Raw genomic sequence first — 17,459 nt, 5'->3', positions numbered from 1 at the left:
CCAAGACTTAGGACAAACAATTAAAACTATACCAACGCAATGAAAATTAAACTGTATTCATTTCTTTCCTTACTGATAGGAAGCATTACACTTGTATCTTGTATTGATACTGAAGAGACTTCAGAAGCTATTTTCTTAGAAGATAAAGCAGAAATTGAGGCCTATTTGGACACTACTACCATAGTCAATGTCAAAGAATACAAGGATCAGGCGAATGCTTATTACATTATTTGGCAAGAACTATCAAATAGTAAAGATTCAGTTTTTGTTGGTGATACAGTAGTTGTTCACTATACAGGTAAATTCTTGAGTGGACAAGTATTTGATACCAGTATCGAACAAGTTGCCAAGGATAATGGGCTGTATGACAGCAACTATAAGTATCCTCCACTTTCCTTTAAAGTGGGTACCTTCTCTGTTCTTACTGCCTTTGAGTTTGGAATTAGACAGATGGAAACTGGGGATAAAGCGACCATCATCATGCCTTCAGAATTAGGTTATGGTAGAAATGGTCAAGGACCAGTACCACCAAATACCCCTTTGGTCTTTGAAGTGGAATTAATGGAAGTTAAACCTGGCCTAAGAGAAAATTAATACATGAAGAAATTATTCTATTTCCTTTTAGTAGGGCTTTTCAGTGCGATTATTGCCTGCGAACCAAATAATCCTTTCAACACGGGTCCAGTTTATGATGTGGATGGTAATCTTGCCATCGACTCAGTAAAAATAGCGGCCTATATTGACACGGCTCAAGTAGACAGTCTATATAGAATTCATGACCCATCTGGTGTAGTGATTATTGTTCAAGAAGAGGGAGTAGGATCTCGGCCTACAGGTGGAAATATTGTGTATACGGAGTATACTGGCTTCCTAATGGAGGACGGTTCGGTTTTCGATACGACGGATGAAACCATTGCTAGAGACAATAATATCTATGTGGAAGGTAGAACCTATGAAACTTTTAAGTTTCAGATAGGTGCAGGAAATGTAATTACAGGATGGGATATAGGTTTTAGAAGGATTAGACCAGGTACCAAAGCAAGGATGATTATTCCTTCGCCTTATGGGTATCGTTCTTCTGAAAATAACAGTAGAATCCCGCCGAATTCAGTACTGATTTTCGACGTAATCTTTAAAGGAACGGATTGATATTCAAGAGGGCTTAGGCCCTCTTTTTTTGTTCCACTTAGGAATGATCATGGGTACCTTTTTTTGATACTCCTCATAGGCTTTACCAAATTGATCCACTAGATTTTTTTCTTCGAAATACATTCCAAACGGTAAATACAAAATCAGGCAGCTAAAATGAATTAGGGCTGTGTAGGTTGCCGAAACCAAGACATAACCCAAAAAGATCAAAATTAGTCCTAAATACAATGGGTGTCTTACCCTACCATATAAACCGGTGGTAATTAAATGGGGAGACTTTTCTTGAGCAGATATCCCTAGGAACTGTTTTAGCTGGATTTGCTTGGTAGATTTGACAAGTAGGATAGTTCCAAATGTGGCAAACATATATCCCAAATAGGTCATAAGATCACTTTGATCAAGGAATTTTGATACGGGGATAAATAAGGATTGAATCATGATTCCCATAAAAAGCAAGGTGGAAAAGATGGTATAAAAAAGTCTGTACCATTTTTGGCTTCCTGCCCATTGGGCTTTTAGAATTCTTTTTAACTTGGCGGAAGCGAAAAGGCTGTGCGTACTATAAAATATGCTCCAGCTGAAAATTAATAGTATATAGCCCATTTATAACTCGATTACCCGATAACCTTATTTTTATGAAAATCGGAATTATCCGCGAAGGAAAAAACCCGCCAGATAGACGAACTCCATTTACCCCTAGCCAAGTCATTCATATTCAGGGACAATATCCTGGTGAATATTCTTTTTTTATTCAGTCCAGTCCTCACCGTGCCTTTACCGATATGGAGTACTTGAATGCAGGCTGTGATGTAGTGGATGATTTGAGTGAATGTGATGTGGTTTTTGGGGTAAAGGAAGTGGCCATTGATCAGCTGATTCCTGGGAAAACCTTTTTTTTCTTTTCGCATACCATCAAAAAGCAGCCTTATAACCGTGGCTTGTTGAAAGCGATTTTGGATAAAAATATTCGCTTATTGGATTACGAAGTTCTAAAAGATGAATCTGGTAAAAGAGTAGTGGCATTTGGGAGATGGGCGGGAATAGTTGGAGCGTATAATGCATTATGGACTTATGGACAGAAAACTGATTTGTTTGATATCAAAAGGGCTTATCAGTGTTTTGATAAAAAAGAACTAGAGCAGGAGCTAAAAAAGGTACAATTGCCTCCTATCAAGATTATCGTAACTGGTTCTGGTAGAGTAGGAAAAGGGGCCAAAGAAATTTTGGATACTTTGGGAGTGAGAGAAGTTTCCACCCAAGATTTCCTCCATCATTATTTTGATGAACCTGTGTATTTGGTTTTAAAATCCTCGGATTACAACAGGCGGAAATCGGATGGGGGATATGATCAGGAAGAATTTTACGCTAATCCTGAAAAGTATGAAAGCCATTTTTTAAAGTTTGCAGAGGAAGGGGAAATTTTAATTGCTTCACATTATTGGGATCCTGATGCACCCAGGTTGTTTGAATTGAAGGACATTGACCATCCTGACTTTGCCATTTCGGTCATCGCGGATATCTCTTGTGACATTCATGGATCTATCCCTACAACTGTCAAAGCTTCCAATATTCTAAACCCAGTGTATGATATAGATAGAAGAACAGGAAAAGCTATTGAAGCATTTGGTAGTCAAACCAGTATTTCGGTGATGGCTATTGATAATCTACCTTGCGAGTTGCCTAGAGGAGCTAGTACCGATTTTGGAGATCAGCTTATTCAATGGGTCATACCAGAACTGAATAAAGAAGTCTCTCCAATCTTGGAAGGAGCTACCATTGCGCGGGATGGTGATTTGACTTTGGAGTTCATGTATTTATTGGATTACGTAAACGGGGACTCCTGATATGAAAAATTTCAACAGGTATTTAGAAACCACATTACTTCAGGCCACCATGACTTCGGATCAACTGGATCTATTGATCAAGGATGCCATTGAGGAGCAGTTTGTAGGTGTTTGCGTTCCTCCATTTTGGTTGAAAAAAGTTAAAAGAGAGTTGAAAGAGGAAGATATCCAATTGGTAACGGTAATTGGATTTCCTTTAGGTTATACTGATACCGCTACAAAAGTGTTTGAAACGAAAGAGGCAATCAAACAAGGAGCGGATGAATTGGATTTGGTATGGTCTCAGACTTCCTATCACTCGGGAATGAATTGGCCGAAGATTGAAATTGCCCAGATTGCCAAATTATGCCATGAGGAGGAAAGGATTTTAAAAGTCATCATTGAAACTGCCAATCTGAGTGAATCCCAAATCAAAGAAGCCTGTCTGATCTGTCAGGATGCAGGGGCGGATTATGTCAAAACATCCACTGGCTTTGCAAATAGAGGGGCTTCTGTAGAAGATATCCTTACCATGAGAGCAACCCTATCTTCACATGTAGGTATCAAAGCCTCTGGGGGTATCAAAACCCTTGAATTTGCGATTCAGTTGATTGAGGCTGGTGCAGATCGGATTGGTACCAGTTCAGCCAAGCAATTAATTGAAGCTTGGAAAATGAAATATGCTTAATTGTTACTGAAGTAAATCAGTAAGAACGGAATGATGAAGAAGGTCAGCAAAATATAAGCGAAACCAATAAATCGCGTTTGAACTGATTTTGCCCCCATGTAAGTGGCCATCCTAACAGGGATATTTCTGATTCCAGGGAAAGGCAAGATAATTAAGGCTCCAAAGAAATTGATCAGGAAATGGACAATAGCTAACGCGATTGCTGCCTCCGTTTTATAGAATGCGGCAATGGCCGCAGTAATTGTTGTCCCAATGTTTGCCCCAATGATGAAAGGGAAAGATTTTTTAAGAGACACTTTTTTATTGGCTACGAGTGGTACTACCAAAGAGGTAGTCACTGTGCTGGATTGTACTGCAGCGGTAAAAAATATTCCATAAATGAATGCCAGGTTGGTTTTCTTGAAGACAAAATTGTTGATTTCCTGAAAGCTATCTAATACAAAGGCTTTGTAGACAGAGGATGAAAGCAATTTAATGGCTCCAAAAACCAGGAAAATGGCCAATACCAAGGTTAAGAAGGGAATCTGAATAGTTTCAGAGATCCATTCTGTCAATGGACGTGTAAATACTTTGTTGTTGTAATTGAATGTACCTGAATAGTTTTCGCTGGTAAGGAAAAAGGAAGCCAGTTTATGAGCGATTTTGGATAGAAACTGGAAATAATATTCTAAGGGGAATAAAATAAAAACAGTAATGATGTTGAAAAAGTCATGGATAATGCCTGCTGAGATAGCTCTTTTGAACTGTTTCTTTTTCATGATATAAGAAAATGAAACAAGGGTGGAGGTCAAGGTAGTACCGATATTTGCACCCATTACCATGGGAACGGCTTGTTCCATGCTCATATTCCCTGCCGCTACGATTGCCACGATGCTCGAAGTCACTGTAGAACTGCTTTGGATCAAAGCGGTCATTAAAAGGCCAATGAAAAGGCTGACGAATGGGTTTTTTGTGGCCATTAAAATATCATTTGCCACAGTGTTGTTTAGTTGCCCCATCGCAACTGTAAGAAGGTCGATCGAAAAAATGAATAATATGATGGCCAAAAGCATTAAGATATAGCTTTTGGTTTTGTTTTTTACAGGTTGTTCCTGATCATATAATTCCATCCCAGGCGTATTATAGTTGGTAGTCACCTAATACTAATGATATTTCACTTCGAAGCCTAATGTCGAAGAAATTCCAAATTTTAATTAAAATAAATCGCAAAAGTTGAAATTTTTTTGCGAATTACAAGGCAAACTAGGTGTAATAGAAAAGATTTTGTGCGTACTTAACAATTTCTTAATATTCCCAGAAGATTATCTTCATTAATTTTGTAGCCAAATAGAAAATAAAGACATGGCCAAGGCTAAGAAAAAAAATCTCGACCAGAACATTAATCAGGAAAAGTTAAGTAAAAGTGCATACTCCATATTTGACTTTGCCAAGAAAGAAAAGCAGTTCCTGGTAGGTATATGTATACTGATATCAATTGCAGGATTAATACTTCCTTATACCTATGCTGCCATGTGGTTCGGGTTTGCTTTGGCGGCCTACTCTGCCATTGCCAATGATAGTATCCAGACCATCGGTACTTTCATAGCTTCTAATCAATCCAAAAAATGGTATTGGTTGTGGTTGTTTATGGGGTTGATTTTTGTGGGAACAGTTACCTATAGCTGGTTTACTTTTAATGGAGATGTGAGTTATGAGCGTTTGACTACCAAAGGATTGGATAAAGCTCCTGAAAGCTTTGTGTTTTTACAGTTGGCAGCGCCTATAGTCTTGTTGATCATGACCAGGATGAGAATGCCGGTTTCTACGACATTCCTATTGCTAAATGTTTTTACCTATAAAGCAGGTACCATTTTGGAAGTAATGAAGAAGAGCTTTGTAGGTTACCTTTTGGCATTCGGTATTGCGATAGTTGTATGGTTTGTATTGGAACGGTTTGTTCAAAATTACCTAAAAGGAAAGCCAAAGCCGTACTGGATGTTTCTCCAGTGGATCACTTCGGGAACCCTATGGGCTGTTTGGATCATGCAAGATGCGGCAAACATTGCTGTATTCCTTCCAAGACAGTTGAATGTGTATGAATTTTCTGTTTATGCAGGGTTCGTCTTCCTAGGACTTGGATTCCTGTTTTATTTAAAAGGTGACAAAATCCAATCAATTGTAAACGAGAAGTCAAATGTCACGGATGTGAGAGCAGCGACTATTGTGGATTTTGTGTATGCCATTATATTATTCTATTTCAAGATTCACAGCAAAGTTCCAATGAGTACCACTTGGGTGTTTATCGGATTGTTGGGAGGACGTGAATTAGCCATTGCCCTAGGCAAAGCAGGCAAGCCAGAAAAGCGTAGAGACTGGGTTAGCAGAGCATATAAATTGGCAAGTAAAGATGTGAGCAAGGCATTCATTGGGTTATTGGTTTCCTTATTGTTGGCAGTTATCATCAACGAGGGAATTAGAGAGGAGATTTTCGAATTTTTCAGATAAATAGAGTTGGAGCTTTTCACACACGAATATTTCATGAATGAGGCCTTTAAGCAGGCCAAAGAAGCTTTTGAAGAAGGTGAAATACCAGTGGGTGCTGTGATTGTCTGTAAAAACAGGATTATCGCAAAAGCTTACAATCAAACCGAAATGCTCAATGATGTGACCGCACATGCAGAAATGCTGGCGATCACTTCCGCAGAGAATTACCTGGGATCGAAATATCTCAACGAATGTAAATTATATGTGACATTAGAGCCCTGTGCCATGTGTGCCGGGGCTCTTTTTTGGTCCCAGATCGGAGAGGTGCATTTTGCAGCACCAGATCACAAAAGAGGTTTTAAGCAATGCAACCCGGCAATGCTACACCCGAAAACCAAACTGTTTCAGGGCCCAATGGCCTTGGAATCCGAACAATTGTTACTTGAATTTTTCAAAAAATTGAGAAACTAAAAGGAAATTGGATTTCAGGGAATTTTTTTTCTTTTCTACCAGTTCCTTAGGCAGATTATTTGAATGAATATAATTTTAACGTTTAACCTTAAATTTTAACAATATGGCTTTTGAACTTCCTTCATTACCTTATGCATATGATGCATTAGAACCAAACATTGATGCACGTACAATGGAAATCCATTATACGAAGCACCACAATGGATATGTGACTAACTTAAACAATGCAATTGCAGGGACTGACCTAGAAGGTAAATCTCTGGAAGAGTTGTTGAAAATCGCAGGTTCAAATACCGCGGTAAGAAATAATGGGGGTGGTCATTTTAATCACTCACTTTTCTGGACTATCCTTTCTCCAAATGGTGGAGGAGCTCCTACTGGAGAGTTGGCTGCTGCAATTGATGCAAAATTCGGCTCTTTCGATGCATTCAAAGAAACATTCAACAAAGCAGCTGCAACCAGATTTGGTTCAGGTTGGGCATGGCTTTGTGTAGATGCTAAAAAAGAACTTTGTGTATGCTCTTCTCCAAATCAGGACAATCCATTGATGGATGTAGCCGAGTGCCCAGGTACTCCAATTCTTGGTTTGGATGTTTGGGAACATGCTTACTATTTAAATTACCAAAACAGAAGACCTGATTACATCGCTTCATTCTGGAATGTAGTGAATTGGGAAGAAGTTAGTAAGAGATATGCTGCTGCCAAATAAGCAGAACTAAAAGCTCCATTCGAAATCCCCGGTTTGAATCGGGGATTTTTTTGTTTAAAACCGATCGAATTACTGTACGGTTTTGATACAGTCTAATTTTTTGTTTAACTAAAAAACGCCATTCTATGCTTTTTTGGGCCATTTTTTACTCTTGGCATTTTGTTTTCATTGGTTGGCACAGTCAACACACACATATTTCATAGTAATGAAAACTACCAACTTACTCTTTTTAACTCTATTCTCTTATTTGTTGGGAATGAGTAATCTTGCTGCAAAAGATATTAGTAAAATATCCGGAAAAATTTTAGATCAGAATGGGCAGGCAGTTCCTTATGCCAATGTTGCCTTAATTGCAGTAAATGATGGACATCTTGTAGATGGAGCTGTATCTGATGAGAATGGATTATTTTTAATTGAATCTGCTAAAACAGCACAAGTAAAAGTGGTGATTTCTTCCATTGGTTTTAAACCATATGAATCAGATCCTTTTGAATTGAAACCTGGCACAATTAAAGAAATGGGAGAATTGACGGTAACAGATGAAGCAACAGGGCTTGATGAAGTGACTGTTTCCTCGACCCGGCCAGAAATTATCATTGAACCTGACAAAACCATTGTCAACGTAGAAGGAACAGTGATGGCGGAAGGATCTACTGCTTTGGATGTGATCGGAAGATCTCCAGGTATCTATGTGGATCAGGATGGAATCATCAATTTGAATGGTCGTACAGGGGCGGTAGTAATGATCAATGATCGCCAAACTTACATGAGCGCTACTGACTTGGCCAATTTTTTAAGAGCCATGCCAGCCGATAATATTAAGAGCATTGAGGTGATCAATAATCCATCCGCAAGATTTGATGCAGAAGGATCTGCGGGAGTGATCAATATCCGACTTAAAAAGAACACCGTAGATGGAATGTTTGGAAATGTGCAGGCAGGAGGTCAGTACAATGGATTCTGGGCTCCGATTGCTGGAGTTTCCTTGAATGTTAAGAAAGGGAAATGGTCTACCAATGCAGATTTGAATTATAATCATTATGCCAACTTGAATGAACTAGACATTGAGCGAAATTTTGATGTGCCAGAAGGGGTTTCAAAGTTTTTACAGGAATCTAGAATCAGACAGAGAAATAAAAATCTGTTTTTCAATGGAGCGGCTAATTATGAAATCAATGAAAACCATAACATTGGTATCAACCTTCAGGCTTCAGATTTTGACAATACAACCACCAACCCTTCTTTGACTGAAATAGCCACTCCTGGCGTAGTAGATAAGACCTATTTAGATTCTTATAATGATTCAGATGGTGGAGGAAACCGATTCTTTGGAAACCTTCATTATGGTGGAAACTTGGATACCTTAGGGACAAAGTTGACTGCAGATTTTGACTTTACCAGAATGAATTCAGGTAGTGAATCTTTATTGAGCACTACTACTTGGACTAGAGAGGATCAGTCTGACGCTGCCCGTGGGAGGCTCAATACATTGAATGATATGTACTACAACATCTTTACTGCAAAAGTAGATTTTGTAAAGCCGTTGGGTAAAGGAACTCTTGAAACAGGTGTAAAAGGTTCATGGGTGAAGTCAGATAATAATCTTGATTTGACCTTAGCGATTGAAGATGGACCTTTTGAGCCAACTCCAAACAGTAACCACTTTATATACCATGAAAATGTCTTGGCAGGATATGCTTCTTATAAAGGAAAGTTTTCTGATAAGGTAAGTTACCAGGCAGGTTTAAGAGGGGAGTATTCCAATATTGAAGGGAATTCGGTGACTTTGAATCAAATCAATACCCAAGAGTACTTTAACCTATTCCCAAGTGCATTTATCCAACATAAGGTTTCTGACAATTATCAGATCATATATAATGCGAACAGAAGAATTACACGTCCGAATTATAGGTTACTGAATCCATTTGTTTACTACATAGACCCATTGACTTCAGAAAGAGGAAATCCAAATTTGAAGCCTCAATATTCCAATAATTTTGAGATGAACCATGTAGTAAAAGGAGCTTATCAGTTTACTATTGGATATAGTGAAACTTCAGATGCATTTATGCAGGTGTTCATTCAGGATGACGAAGAAAGAACCACTACGACTTTTACCGACAATTTTGACAAAACCAGAAATGCCAACTTTAGAGCAATGGTTCCTGTTCAAATCAGGGAATGGTGGGGAACTTCCAATATGCTGCAGGTAAACTATAACAGATATAAGTCTCAGATTGGTGACGACTACCTCGATACTGAACAGACATCATTTATGGTGAGATCTCAGCACAATATCAACTTGCCGAAAGGATTCAAATTGGAAGTAGTAGGTATGTATTTAGGACCACAGATTTGGGGTCAGGGTTCAATCGAAGGCTTCGGATGGGTTGATGCTGGTGTAACCAAGACCATCATGAAAGATAAATTGACAATCGCGGTAAATGGAACCGACCTATTTAGAACTCAAGTCATTAAAGCGAAAGTTGATTTTGCAGATATTGATACTTCATTTAGACAATATAGAAGTAACCAAGGTGTAAGATTTACCCTTCGCTATCGATTCTCCAAAGGTGAAAGTTTCCGTGTGAATAAAAGCTCTGGTAGCTCTGAAGAAAGAGATCGACTTAACTAAACCTTCCATCCTCCTTGTATCCCAAGGAGGATTTTTTTTATATTCACCGAAGACAATTTGTTATGATACAACGGTTTATTTACTCTTTTCTACTTTTATTAATAAGTGGTGTTACTCTGCTAGCGCAAGATTTCAATAAACTGGATCAATATTTCGATTCTTTAGAATCTCACGACAAGTTTATGGGCAATGTTCTTTTGAAGGCAAATGGAGAAGTGCTTTATGCCCGTTCCCTTGGTTTTAAAGATGTTGCAGAGGAAGTGGAATTAGAGAAGGATACTCGATTCCGAGTGGGCTCCATCACTAAAATGTTTACAACAGTGCTGGTATTCCAGGCCGTGGAGGAAGGAAAGATGAAACTGGATCAAAAGCTTTCTGAATATATTCCAGAAATCCCTCATTCAGATCAAATCACCATCAGCATGCTCCTTCAGCATAGAAGTGGCATTCATAATTTCACCAATGATGATTTATATGATACTTATTTCACAAGTCCTCAAACTCGGGAACAGCTGGTGAAAATTATCAAAGACGGAGGAAGTGATTTTGAACCTGACTCTAAAGGAGAGTATAGTAATTCTAATTTTGTCTTACTCACGTTTATTTTGGAGGATGTTTATTCTAAATCTTATCCAGAATTAGTAAAGGAAAGAATTACCAAGCCATTGCAATTGGAACATACGCTAGTGGGTCAGGAAAAAGGAACTAATGAAGCCGAATCCTATTCCTATGAAGATGGTTGGCAAGAGGAGCAGGTTACCGATATGTCTATTCCTTTAGGAGCAGGTGCTATTGTTTCTACCGCAGAAGATTTGGGGAAATTTATTGAAGGGCTTTTTTCAGGTAAACTCATTTCCGAGGAGAGTCTGGCATTAATGAAAGAAATAAAAGAAGGGTATGGAAGGGGTTTGTTCCAGTTTCCTTATTATGAGAAGGTAGCCTATGGCCATAATGGGGGGATTGATGGATTTTCCTCAATGATAGGTTATTTGCCTTCAGAAGATGTTACGGTGTGTATTTTGTCAAATGGCAGTAATTACAATAACAATAACATCATCCTAGCCATTTTGGATACTCAATTTGGAAGAGAAGTAAAGATTCCAAATTTTCAAACTGCAACATTAACGGAGGAAGAATTAGATCAGTATTTAGGGGAATATGCATCAGACCAGATTCCACTTAAAATGACCTTCGTAAAAGAGGGAAATACCTTGATTGCCAAACCTACCGGTCAGCCTGATACTCCTTTAGAAGCCAGAGGAAATCATGTTTTTGAATTTGTCCAAGCAGGGGCTACGATGATTTTTGATCCAGAGAAAGGCGAAATGACTCTGAAACAAGGAGGGGCAACTATCTTGTTTAAGAGAACAGAACAATAAAAAAGCCGGAAAATCCGGCTTTATTTTTAATATGAGATTATGTCAATTGATTATTGGAAGTGGTATAGAAATACCAATACGCCCGTAAAAGCTGGTTTTTTCTGATCCTTGATTTCCAATTTTACAGACACTTCTGCCTTCACAGTGCCTCTCAGGTTGACAACGGACTTCAGGGTGGCGACTAGTCTAACTTGGTCGGTGACCAGCACTGGATGAGCAAATCTGAAATTCTCAATTCCATAATTAATCATCATTTTCAGATTATTGACCTTCAGGATCTGTTCCCATAAATGAGGGACTATGCTAAGAGTTAAATAACCATGTGCGATGGTATTGCCAAATGCTCCTTGGGTTTTTGCTTTTTCAGGATCGGTGTGGATCCATTGGTGATCAAAAGTTGCGTCTGCAAATAAATTGATTTGCTCTTGGGTTATTTGGAAGTACTCAGATGTGCCTAACTCTTTACCGCTATATTTTTCAAAATCCTCGAAACTTCCAATTTCTATTGCGCTCATTTAGTTTTTTTGTTTCGTCTAAATCCAAAATAGGGAACTTTTGGGGTTAATTACAAATAGTAATATTATTTGCCTTTTATAATCTATTGATATTCAGCAGTAAAAAACTAAGGGCTTTTTCTGCAGAATTTTTAAGTTAAGTATCTTATAGTTTATAAATTGAATTTTTCTAATTTAAGCCATTAATTCCACTATAACTTTAATGAACAAATCGCTTTTTTTATTCTTGACCTTGCACTTTTTATTCACTTTTTCGACTGTCGCTTCTAGCGTGGATTCTGAAGAATTGTATTCTAAGTTATCAGAAAAACAGACGATAATAATATCGGATAATTATGAGGTTACTTATTTATCTGAGAAGCAGTTTATCATTTACAACACTGAAGGATTAAGTCATGCCTACACCTCACTTTTTTATGATAAACAAAATAAGGTAGAGCGATTTGAATTGGAAATGAAGGATGTAAAGTCTGGAAAAACCTTGCAGAAGGCTAAAATAAAGGATATGACCGATGTAGCTATTTACTCAAACTCCACGGTATTTGATGACAATAGACGGAAATTCTATGAGCTAAAAAGCGGTACTTTTCCAATTGAAGTGAATATTATTACTGAAACTAAGTCCTCTACAAACTTTAATCTCCCCACCTGGATTCCGGTCCATAGATATTATCAAAAAATAGAAAAATCATCTTTAACTGTGGTATATCCAAAAGAAATTGGATTACGGTATTTGGAGAAAAATCTTTTTGGTACGAAGGAAGAGAAGGAAGAAAATGGAATCATGACTATTACCTGGCAAGAAACTGACTTACCAGTTCAAGAGCCAGACATGAATGAAGAGGATGACCATAGGGTTTTATTGGCTCCTGTAAATTTCAGTGTGGAAGACTTTAAAGGAGAAATGAATGATTGGTCTGGAATGGCAGATTGGTTATATAGACTGAATGAAGGAAGAGATCAACTTCCTGAAGAACTCAGGATTAAAGTTCATGATTTGACAGATGAATTAGATAATCCATATGATAAGGTTCAGGTCCTATATTCATATTTACAAGAAAATTTTAGGTATGTAAGTATTCAGCTTGGAATTGGGGGGTGGCAGACTATATCCTCAGAGGAGGTAGCCAAATACGCTTATGGGGATTGCAAAGGGCTTACCAATATTATGAAAGCAATGCTTGCTGAGGCGGGTATAGATTCAAATTACACCTTGGTTTTTGCTGGTGATGGAGAAGAGGATATTGAAGTGGATTTTCCCTCCAACCAATTTAACCATGTAATCCTCCAAGTACCTACAGAATCTGATCCCTTATGGCTAGAATGTACTTCTAATTTGCTTCCAGCAGGTTATTTGGGGTCATTTACAAAAAATCGACATGTTTTAGTGACTAAAGAGGGAGGTGGGTATCTTACCAAAACTCCTAATTATAGTGGTACATTATGGAACCAGTCACAATCATCTACTTCTATCAAGTTAGATGAACGTGGTGATGCTTGGATAGAAACCGAATTTAGAATGAAGGGGAACTATGCCGAGGATTTGATATATGTTAAAAACTCTTTGGACGATAGGAAACAAAAAGATTTTTTCAATAGAAACTCACCTGTTTCCGGGTTGATTATTAACGACCTACATCTTGATTTGAAGCATGTTGATTCCCTTCCTATTGCAATTATAAACTACGAAGGAACGATTCAAAAATTCATACAGAGTACTACTAAAAGAATTATTTTGAAGCCCTTTATGGGAAAGATCAGCCCTGATATGCTTTCAAGTAATCGATTATTGAAAACAGATGATTATAAGATAGAACTAGGTCAGGAGTTGATAGTGGAGAGCAATATCCAGCCTGTTTTATTTGAGGAAGAAGGGATTAGGATTTCCATCGAGAGTTCACAGGAAGGGACAGACTTGAAGGTAAAGCGATCTATAGATTTAACACTACCGGAGGATATGGATGAGGAGGAGAGAACAGAGGTAATCAAGAAAATCAATTCAAAAGCGACTAAAACCTATGTTTTTTTAAAGCCTGAAACCAATACCAAACAATAATGAAAATAATTTTATCTGTAATCGTATTTTTTGCGGTTTCCTTCACCTGGGCCCAGGGTGTCAAAATGGGTAAATTTTCTGAAGAAGAAATCAGTTTATCAGAGGTTAGCTATGAACCCGATGCAAATGCCGTAGTATTGTGGGAGGAAGGAGAATCCAAGTTTTTTGGGAATATGTTGGAAACTACCTATTTGTTTAGAATCAAGATTCTGTCAGATGCGGGCAAGGAGCATGCAGATATTCGAGTTAGATATTTTCGGGGAGATAGTAAAATTGAGGACATTAATGGAGTAAAAGCCCAAGTATCCCATTTTGAAGATGGAAATCAAGAAACAATCAAAGTAGAAAAGGACAATATTTATGATGTGGATTTAGGGGAAGGTTACCGTGAGATGAGAATCAGTTTTCCAAATGTAAAGGTAGGATCCATTTTGGAATATACTTACAAGAAAATTGATCGGAATCTTACATTTTTAGATGGATGGACATTCCAAAACTCTATTCCGACATTAGTTTCCCATTATCAAATAAAAATGAATCCTCAATTGGATTACAAAATGATTGGTCAAGGCTACAATTTAACCCATAATGCTGAAAAGTCTTCTGAATATGGATTATTCAAATGGACATTGAGAAATCTATATTCTTTGAAAGAAGAGCCATTTATGAAAAATTACAGGGATTATATTGAAAGAGTAGAATTTCAATTGTCCCAATATCAAGCCCCAAATAATACCGGATCTCAATGGGAAGATGTTTTAAATACCTGGGAAATCTTAGGTGACGAATTAATATCCACTTATAGGGAAAAAGGATACTATAGAAGTAATCCCATTGAAAAAGAGTTGCTAGAGGCAGATATCAGTGGTAGTACGCAATTAGAGGTGGCCCAAAAAGCCTACTATTATGTGAGGGATAATTTTACTTCTGAGGGAGTAGACTTTATCTATGTAGATCAAAATTTACCCCAGTTGTTAAAATCCAAAACGGGGAAACCACAAGAACTAGTATTGTTATTGATGGGCATTCTAAAATCTCAGGGGATTACTTGCGACCCAGTGCTTATAGGAAGTAAAGGAAATGGCAGAACCCATATAGTACCTTTTCCATTTTTGTCACAATTCGATGAGATTTTACTGAAAGCAGAACTGGATGGTAAAACGCAATATTTGGATCTGTCTGACCCTGATGCACCTTTTGGTTACGTGGACTTGGATAAGCATGTGCAAATGGGCCTTTATTTGATGAAAGATAAGAGTACTTTGATTCCTTTGGAGTTTAAACATTCTAGTAACACGGTCTTTTTTAGTGAGGTTAATATGGAGGACGAAGATTTGGTTATGTCCAATACCATTAGACATTATTATTATGAAGGTTTGGACTGGAATAAGGCAATTAACAGCTTGGAAAAGCAGAAGGAACCCTTGGGAAAATTATTTGGTGAAGGAGGAGAGTCCATGTCTATTCAGGACGTTGAGGTAGAGAATACTTTGGTGGAGAAAAATTACATTTCTACAAAATTCAAGGTAATACTTGAGGGAGCTGGAGAACAGGACATGATCATGTTTAACCCTATAAAGCATTCAGCATTTGCAAAAAACCCATTTACCCAAGAATATCGAATTTTTCCAGTTGATTTTGAATATGCCTTCAATGAGACTAATAATGTAAATATTAAAATCCCTGAAGGCTATGAGATTGATGATTTTCCACAAGAGGAGATAATGACAATTGAAGGTCAGCCAGTTGTATTTTCTTATAGCTCAAAGGTGATGAACAATATTCTGGTAATTGCTACTAAGCTGATGGTTAGAACCCCATTAATTGATGCTGCCCAGTACCCAGATCTGAAATATTTGATGGAATCTATAGCTTCCAAATTGAACGAACCAGTAGTATTGAAAAAAATAGTATCCCCATAATTCGGGATATTCCCCTGTTTTCTTAATAATTTGCATGGATGACATCATACATTCATGGATATGTACCCGAGGAACAAGAACGACTGGTAGAACAAGCAGGAGTTTTAGGTTCTTTAATCTACCCCAGAATTGATTTTATTGGATGTAAACAAATCCTTGAAATCGGTTCTGGAGTAGGTGCTCAAACCCAAGTTTTGCTGGACCTATTCCCAGAAATGAGAATCACTTGTGTAGATGCTGAATCGAAACAATTGGAAAAGGCTCAGGTCAATCTTGATTCCTTTAAGGATCGACTTAGTTTTGAGTGTCAGGATGCTAGGAACCTACAGTTGAATGAGAAATTTGATGGGGCATTTATCTGTTGGGTATTGGAACATATTCCAGAACCAATCCAGGTATTAAGGAGCTTAAAATCTCATCTTTTGCCTGGATCCAAAATTTGGCTGACTGAAGTTTATAATAGTTCTTTTTATTTCTACCCAGAGCTTTCAGGACTAAGAAATTACTATGAAAAATATAACCAGTTTCAAAGATCCCTCGGAGGGGACCCTGATGTTGGGTTGAAATTGGGGAATCTACTTCAGGAGGCAAGTTTTATAGATATTAACCTCTTCCCAGGAGGATTTCACTTAAGTCAGCACGATCCAAATACTCTGAAACAAATTACTACTTATTGGAAAGGTTTGATGAAAAGTGGAGCAGCTTCTATGTTGGAGGCTCAGTTAATCAAAGAAGAAGAGGTCCGATTAATGGAACAAGATTTGGATACCATTTTCGAGGATAGAAATGCGGTCTTTTATTATCGCTTTGTTCAAGCCAGCGCAACCGTTTAATTAAATGAAAGTATTTCGTAAGATTTGGAGATTTCTCTGGAAACTAGGTATCTGGTTTCTGATCCTTTCCGTTGGCTTTACAGTTCTATATCGTTTTGTTCCTGTTCCTGTGACACCATTAATGGTGATTCGGCTATTTGAACAAACATTCGATTCAGAAAAAAAGGTGAAATTGTCGAAAGACTGGGTTCCTATGGCCGAAATTTCAAAGAATGCTCCACAGGCTGTGGTAGCAGCAGAAGATCAGAAATTTTTGGATCATCATGGCTTTGACTTTGAGGCCATGAAAAAAGCCTGGGAAGGAAATCAAAAAGGGAAGAATATCAAGGGGGCGAGTACCATTACCCAACAGACTGTAAAAAATGTGTTTTTATGGCCAGATAGAAGTTATCTAAGAAAAGGGTTAGAGGCATATTTTACGGTGCTGGTAGAGTTGATTTGGCCCAAAGAAAGAATCCTTGAAGTTTATTTGAATGTTATAGAAATGGGGAATGGCATTTATGGGATAGAGGCCGCTGCACAAAACTATTATAACAAACCTGCAGCAAAACTGAATAGAAATGAAGCCGCAATGATTGCTGCCGTATTGCCTAATCCTATTCGTTGGAATCCAAAAAAGCCAACTCCTTATATCATAGGAAGACAAGCTTGGATATTAAAACAAATGAATAATTTAGCTCCGATTGGGTTTGGAATCTAAGAAATTTAATTTGCACTTTATCTGTTAAAATTGTCTTATACTAATAAGGAATTTGTGGTTCAATAATTTACCCTCTCAAGATATCTAACTTCACTTCTTAAAATGAAGACTAATAT

Annotated in this window: 16 protein-coding genes; 13 read left to right on the top strand and 3 right to left on the bottom strand. The window is 37.7% G+C overall.

Annotated features, from left to right (window positions below; all coding sequences use genetic code 11):
• Positions 1–39 precede the first annotated feature (39 nt).
• Both BUR11_RS15180 and BUR11_RS15175 read left to right on the top strand, forming a co-directional pair.
• On the top strand, positions 40–594 hold the full coding sequence (locus tag BUR11_RS15180) for an FKBP-type peptidyl-prolyl cis-trans isomerase (RefSeq protein ID WP_074225826.1): 555 nt from the start codon (positions 40–42) through the stop codon (positions 592–594).
• Between the two features lie 3 nt (positions 595–597).
• A complete protein-coding gene (locus BUR11_RS15175; protein ID WP_074225825.1) occupies positions 598–1,149 on the top strand; it encodes an FKBP-type peptidyl-prolyl cis-trans isomerase in 552 nt (183 codons plus the stop codon).
• Positions 1,150–1,152: 3 nt separating this feature from the next.
• On the opposite strand, the gene BUR11_RS15170 is transcribed toward BUR11_RS15175, so the two are convergent.
• Positions 1,153–1,752, bottom strand: a complete 600-nt coding sequence (locus tag BUR11_RS15170) for a methyltransferase family protein (protein WP_074225824.1) — start codon at positions 1,750–1,752, stop codon at positions 1,153–1,155.
• A 32-nt stretch (positions 1,753–1,784) separates the two neighbouring features.
• Here BUR11_RS15170 and BUR11_RS15165 point away from each other — a divergent pair, with 32 nt between their 5' ends.
• Together BUR11_RS15165 and deoC are read left to right on the top strand one after the other, a co-directional pair.
• Positions 1,785–2,993, top strand: coding sequence for an NAD(P)-dependent oxidoreductase (locus tag BUR11_RS15165; protein WP_074225823.1), 1,209 nt, complete (start codon positions 1,785–1,787; stop codon positions 2,991–2,993).
• A 1-nt stretch (position 2,994) separates the two neighbouring features.
• A complete protein-coding gene (gene deoC, locus BUR11_RS15160; protein ID WP_074225822.1) occupies positions 2,995–3,660 on the top strand; it encodes a deoxyribose-phosphate aldolase in 666 nt (221 codons plus the stop codon).
• Here deoC and BUR11_RS15155 read toward each other — a convergent pair.
• Positions 3,657–4,769, bottom strand: a complete 1,113-nt coding sequence (locus BUR11_RS15155) for a Na/Pi symporter (RefSeq protein ID WP_074225821.1) — start codon at positions 4,767–4,769, stop codon at positions 3,657–3,659. The genes deoC and BUR11_RS15155 overlap by 4 nt on opposite strands.
• 232 nt (positions 4,770–5,001) lie before the next feature.
• Between BUR11_RS15155 and BUR11_RS15150 the strand changes: the two genes are divergently transcribed.
• From BUR11_RS15150 to BUR11_RS15130, 5 genes are all read left to right on the top strand, one after another.
• Complete coding sequence (locus tag BUR11_RS15150) at positions 5,002–6,144, top strand: hypothetical protein (protein ID WP_074225820.1); 1,143 nt, start codon at positions 5,002–5,004, stop codon at positions 6,142–6,144.
• 6 nt (positions 6,145–6,150) lie between these two features.
• Positions 6,151–6,594 (top strand): nucleoside deaminase, encoded by a 444-nt coding sequence (locus BUR11_RS15145; protein ID WP_074225819.1) that lies wholly within the window; start codon positions 6,151–6,153, stop codon positions 6,592–6,594.
• A gap of 103 nt (positions 6,595–6,697) precedes the next feature.
• A complete protein-coding gene (locus BUR11_RS15140; RefSeq protein ID WP_074225818.1) occupies positions 6,698–7,303 on the top strand; it encodes a superoxide dismutase in 606 nt (201 codons plus the stop codon).
• Between the two features lie 205 nt (positions 7,304–7,508).
• A complete protein-coding gene (locus tag BUR11_RS15135) occupies positions 7,509–9,938 on the top strand; it encodes an outer membrane beta-barrel protein (protein WP_074225817.1) in 2,430 nt (809 codons plus the stop codon).
• Positions 9,939–10,000: 62 nt separating this feature from the next.
• On the top strand, positions 10,001–11,317 hold the full coding sequence (locus BUR11_RS15130) for a serine hydrolase domain-containing protein (RefSeq protein ID WP_074225816.1): 1,317 nt from the start codon (positions 10,001–10,003) through the stop codon (positions 11,315–11,317).
• A 50-nt stretch (positions 11,318–11,367) separates the two neighbouring features.
• On the opposite strand, the gene BUR11_RS15125 is transcribed toward BUR11_RS15130, so the two are convergent.
• Positions 11,368–11,832 carry a MaoC family dehydratase gene (locus BUR11_RS15125; RefSeq protein ID WP_074225815.1) on the bottom strand — a complete coding sequence of 155 codons (465 nt, stop codon included), beginning with the start codon at positions 11,830–11,832 and terminating at the stop codon, positions 11,368–11,370.
• A 202-nt stretch (positions 11,833–12,034) separates the two neighbouring features.
• Here BUR11_RS15125 and BUR11_RS15120 point away from each other — a divergent pair, with 202 nt between their 5' ends.
• Genes BUR11_RS15120 through mtgA form a run of 4 tightly spaced genes read left to right on the top strand, consistent with a single transcriptional unit; the run spans position 12,035 to position 17,343 of the window.
• Entirely contained in the window at positions 12,035–13,888 is a 1,854-nt protein-coding gene (locus BUR11_RS15120) for a transglutaminase-like domain-containing protein (protein WP_074225814.1), read from the top strand.
• Positions 13,888–15,810, top strand: coding sequence for a DUF3857 domain-containing protein (locus BUR11_RS15115; RefSeq protein ID WP_074225813.1), 1,923 nt, complete (start codon positions 13,888–13,890; stop codon positions 15,808–15,810). The genes BUR11_RS15120 and BUR11_RS15115 overlap by 1 nt, the downstream gene beginning before the upstream one ends.
• Before the next feature lie 38 nt (positions 15,811–15,848).
• Positions 15,849–16,643, top strand: coding sequence for a class I SAM-dependent methyltransferase (locus BUR11_RS15110; RefSeq protein WP_074225812.1), 795 nt, complete (start codon positions 15,849–15,851; stop codon positions 16,641–16,643).
• 4 nt (positions 16,644–16,647) lie between these two features.
• Positions 16,648–17,343 (top strand): monofunctional biosynthetic peptidoglycan transglycosylase, encoded by a 696-nt coding sequence (mtgA, locus tag BUR11_RS15105; protein ID WP_074225811.1) that lies wholly within the window; start codon positions 16,648–16,650, stop codon positions 17,341–17,343.
• The last annotated feature ends 116 nt before the right edge of the window (positions 17,344–17,459 follow it).

This window comes from Algoriphagus halophilus (assembly GCF_900129785.1).
Lineage (GTDB): Bacteria > Bacteroidota > Bacteroidia > Cytophagales > Cyclobacteriaceae > Algoriphagus > Algoriphagus halophilus.
Note: the sequence above shows the minus strand (reverse complement) of the source record. Positions and strands in the feature narration are given on the sequence as shown.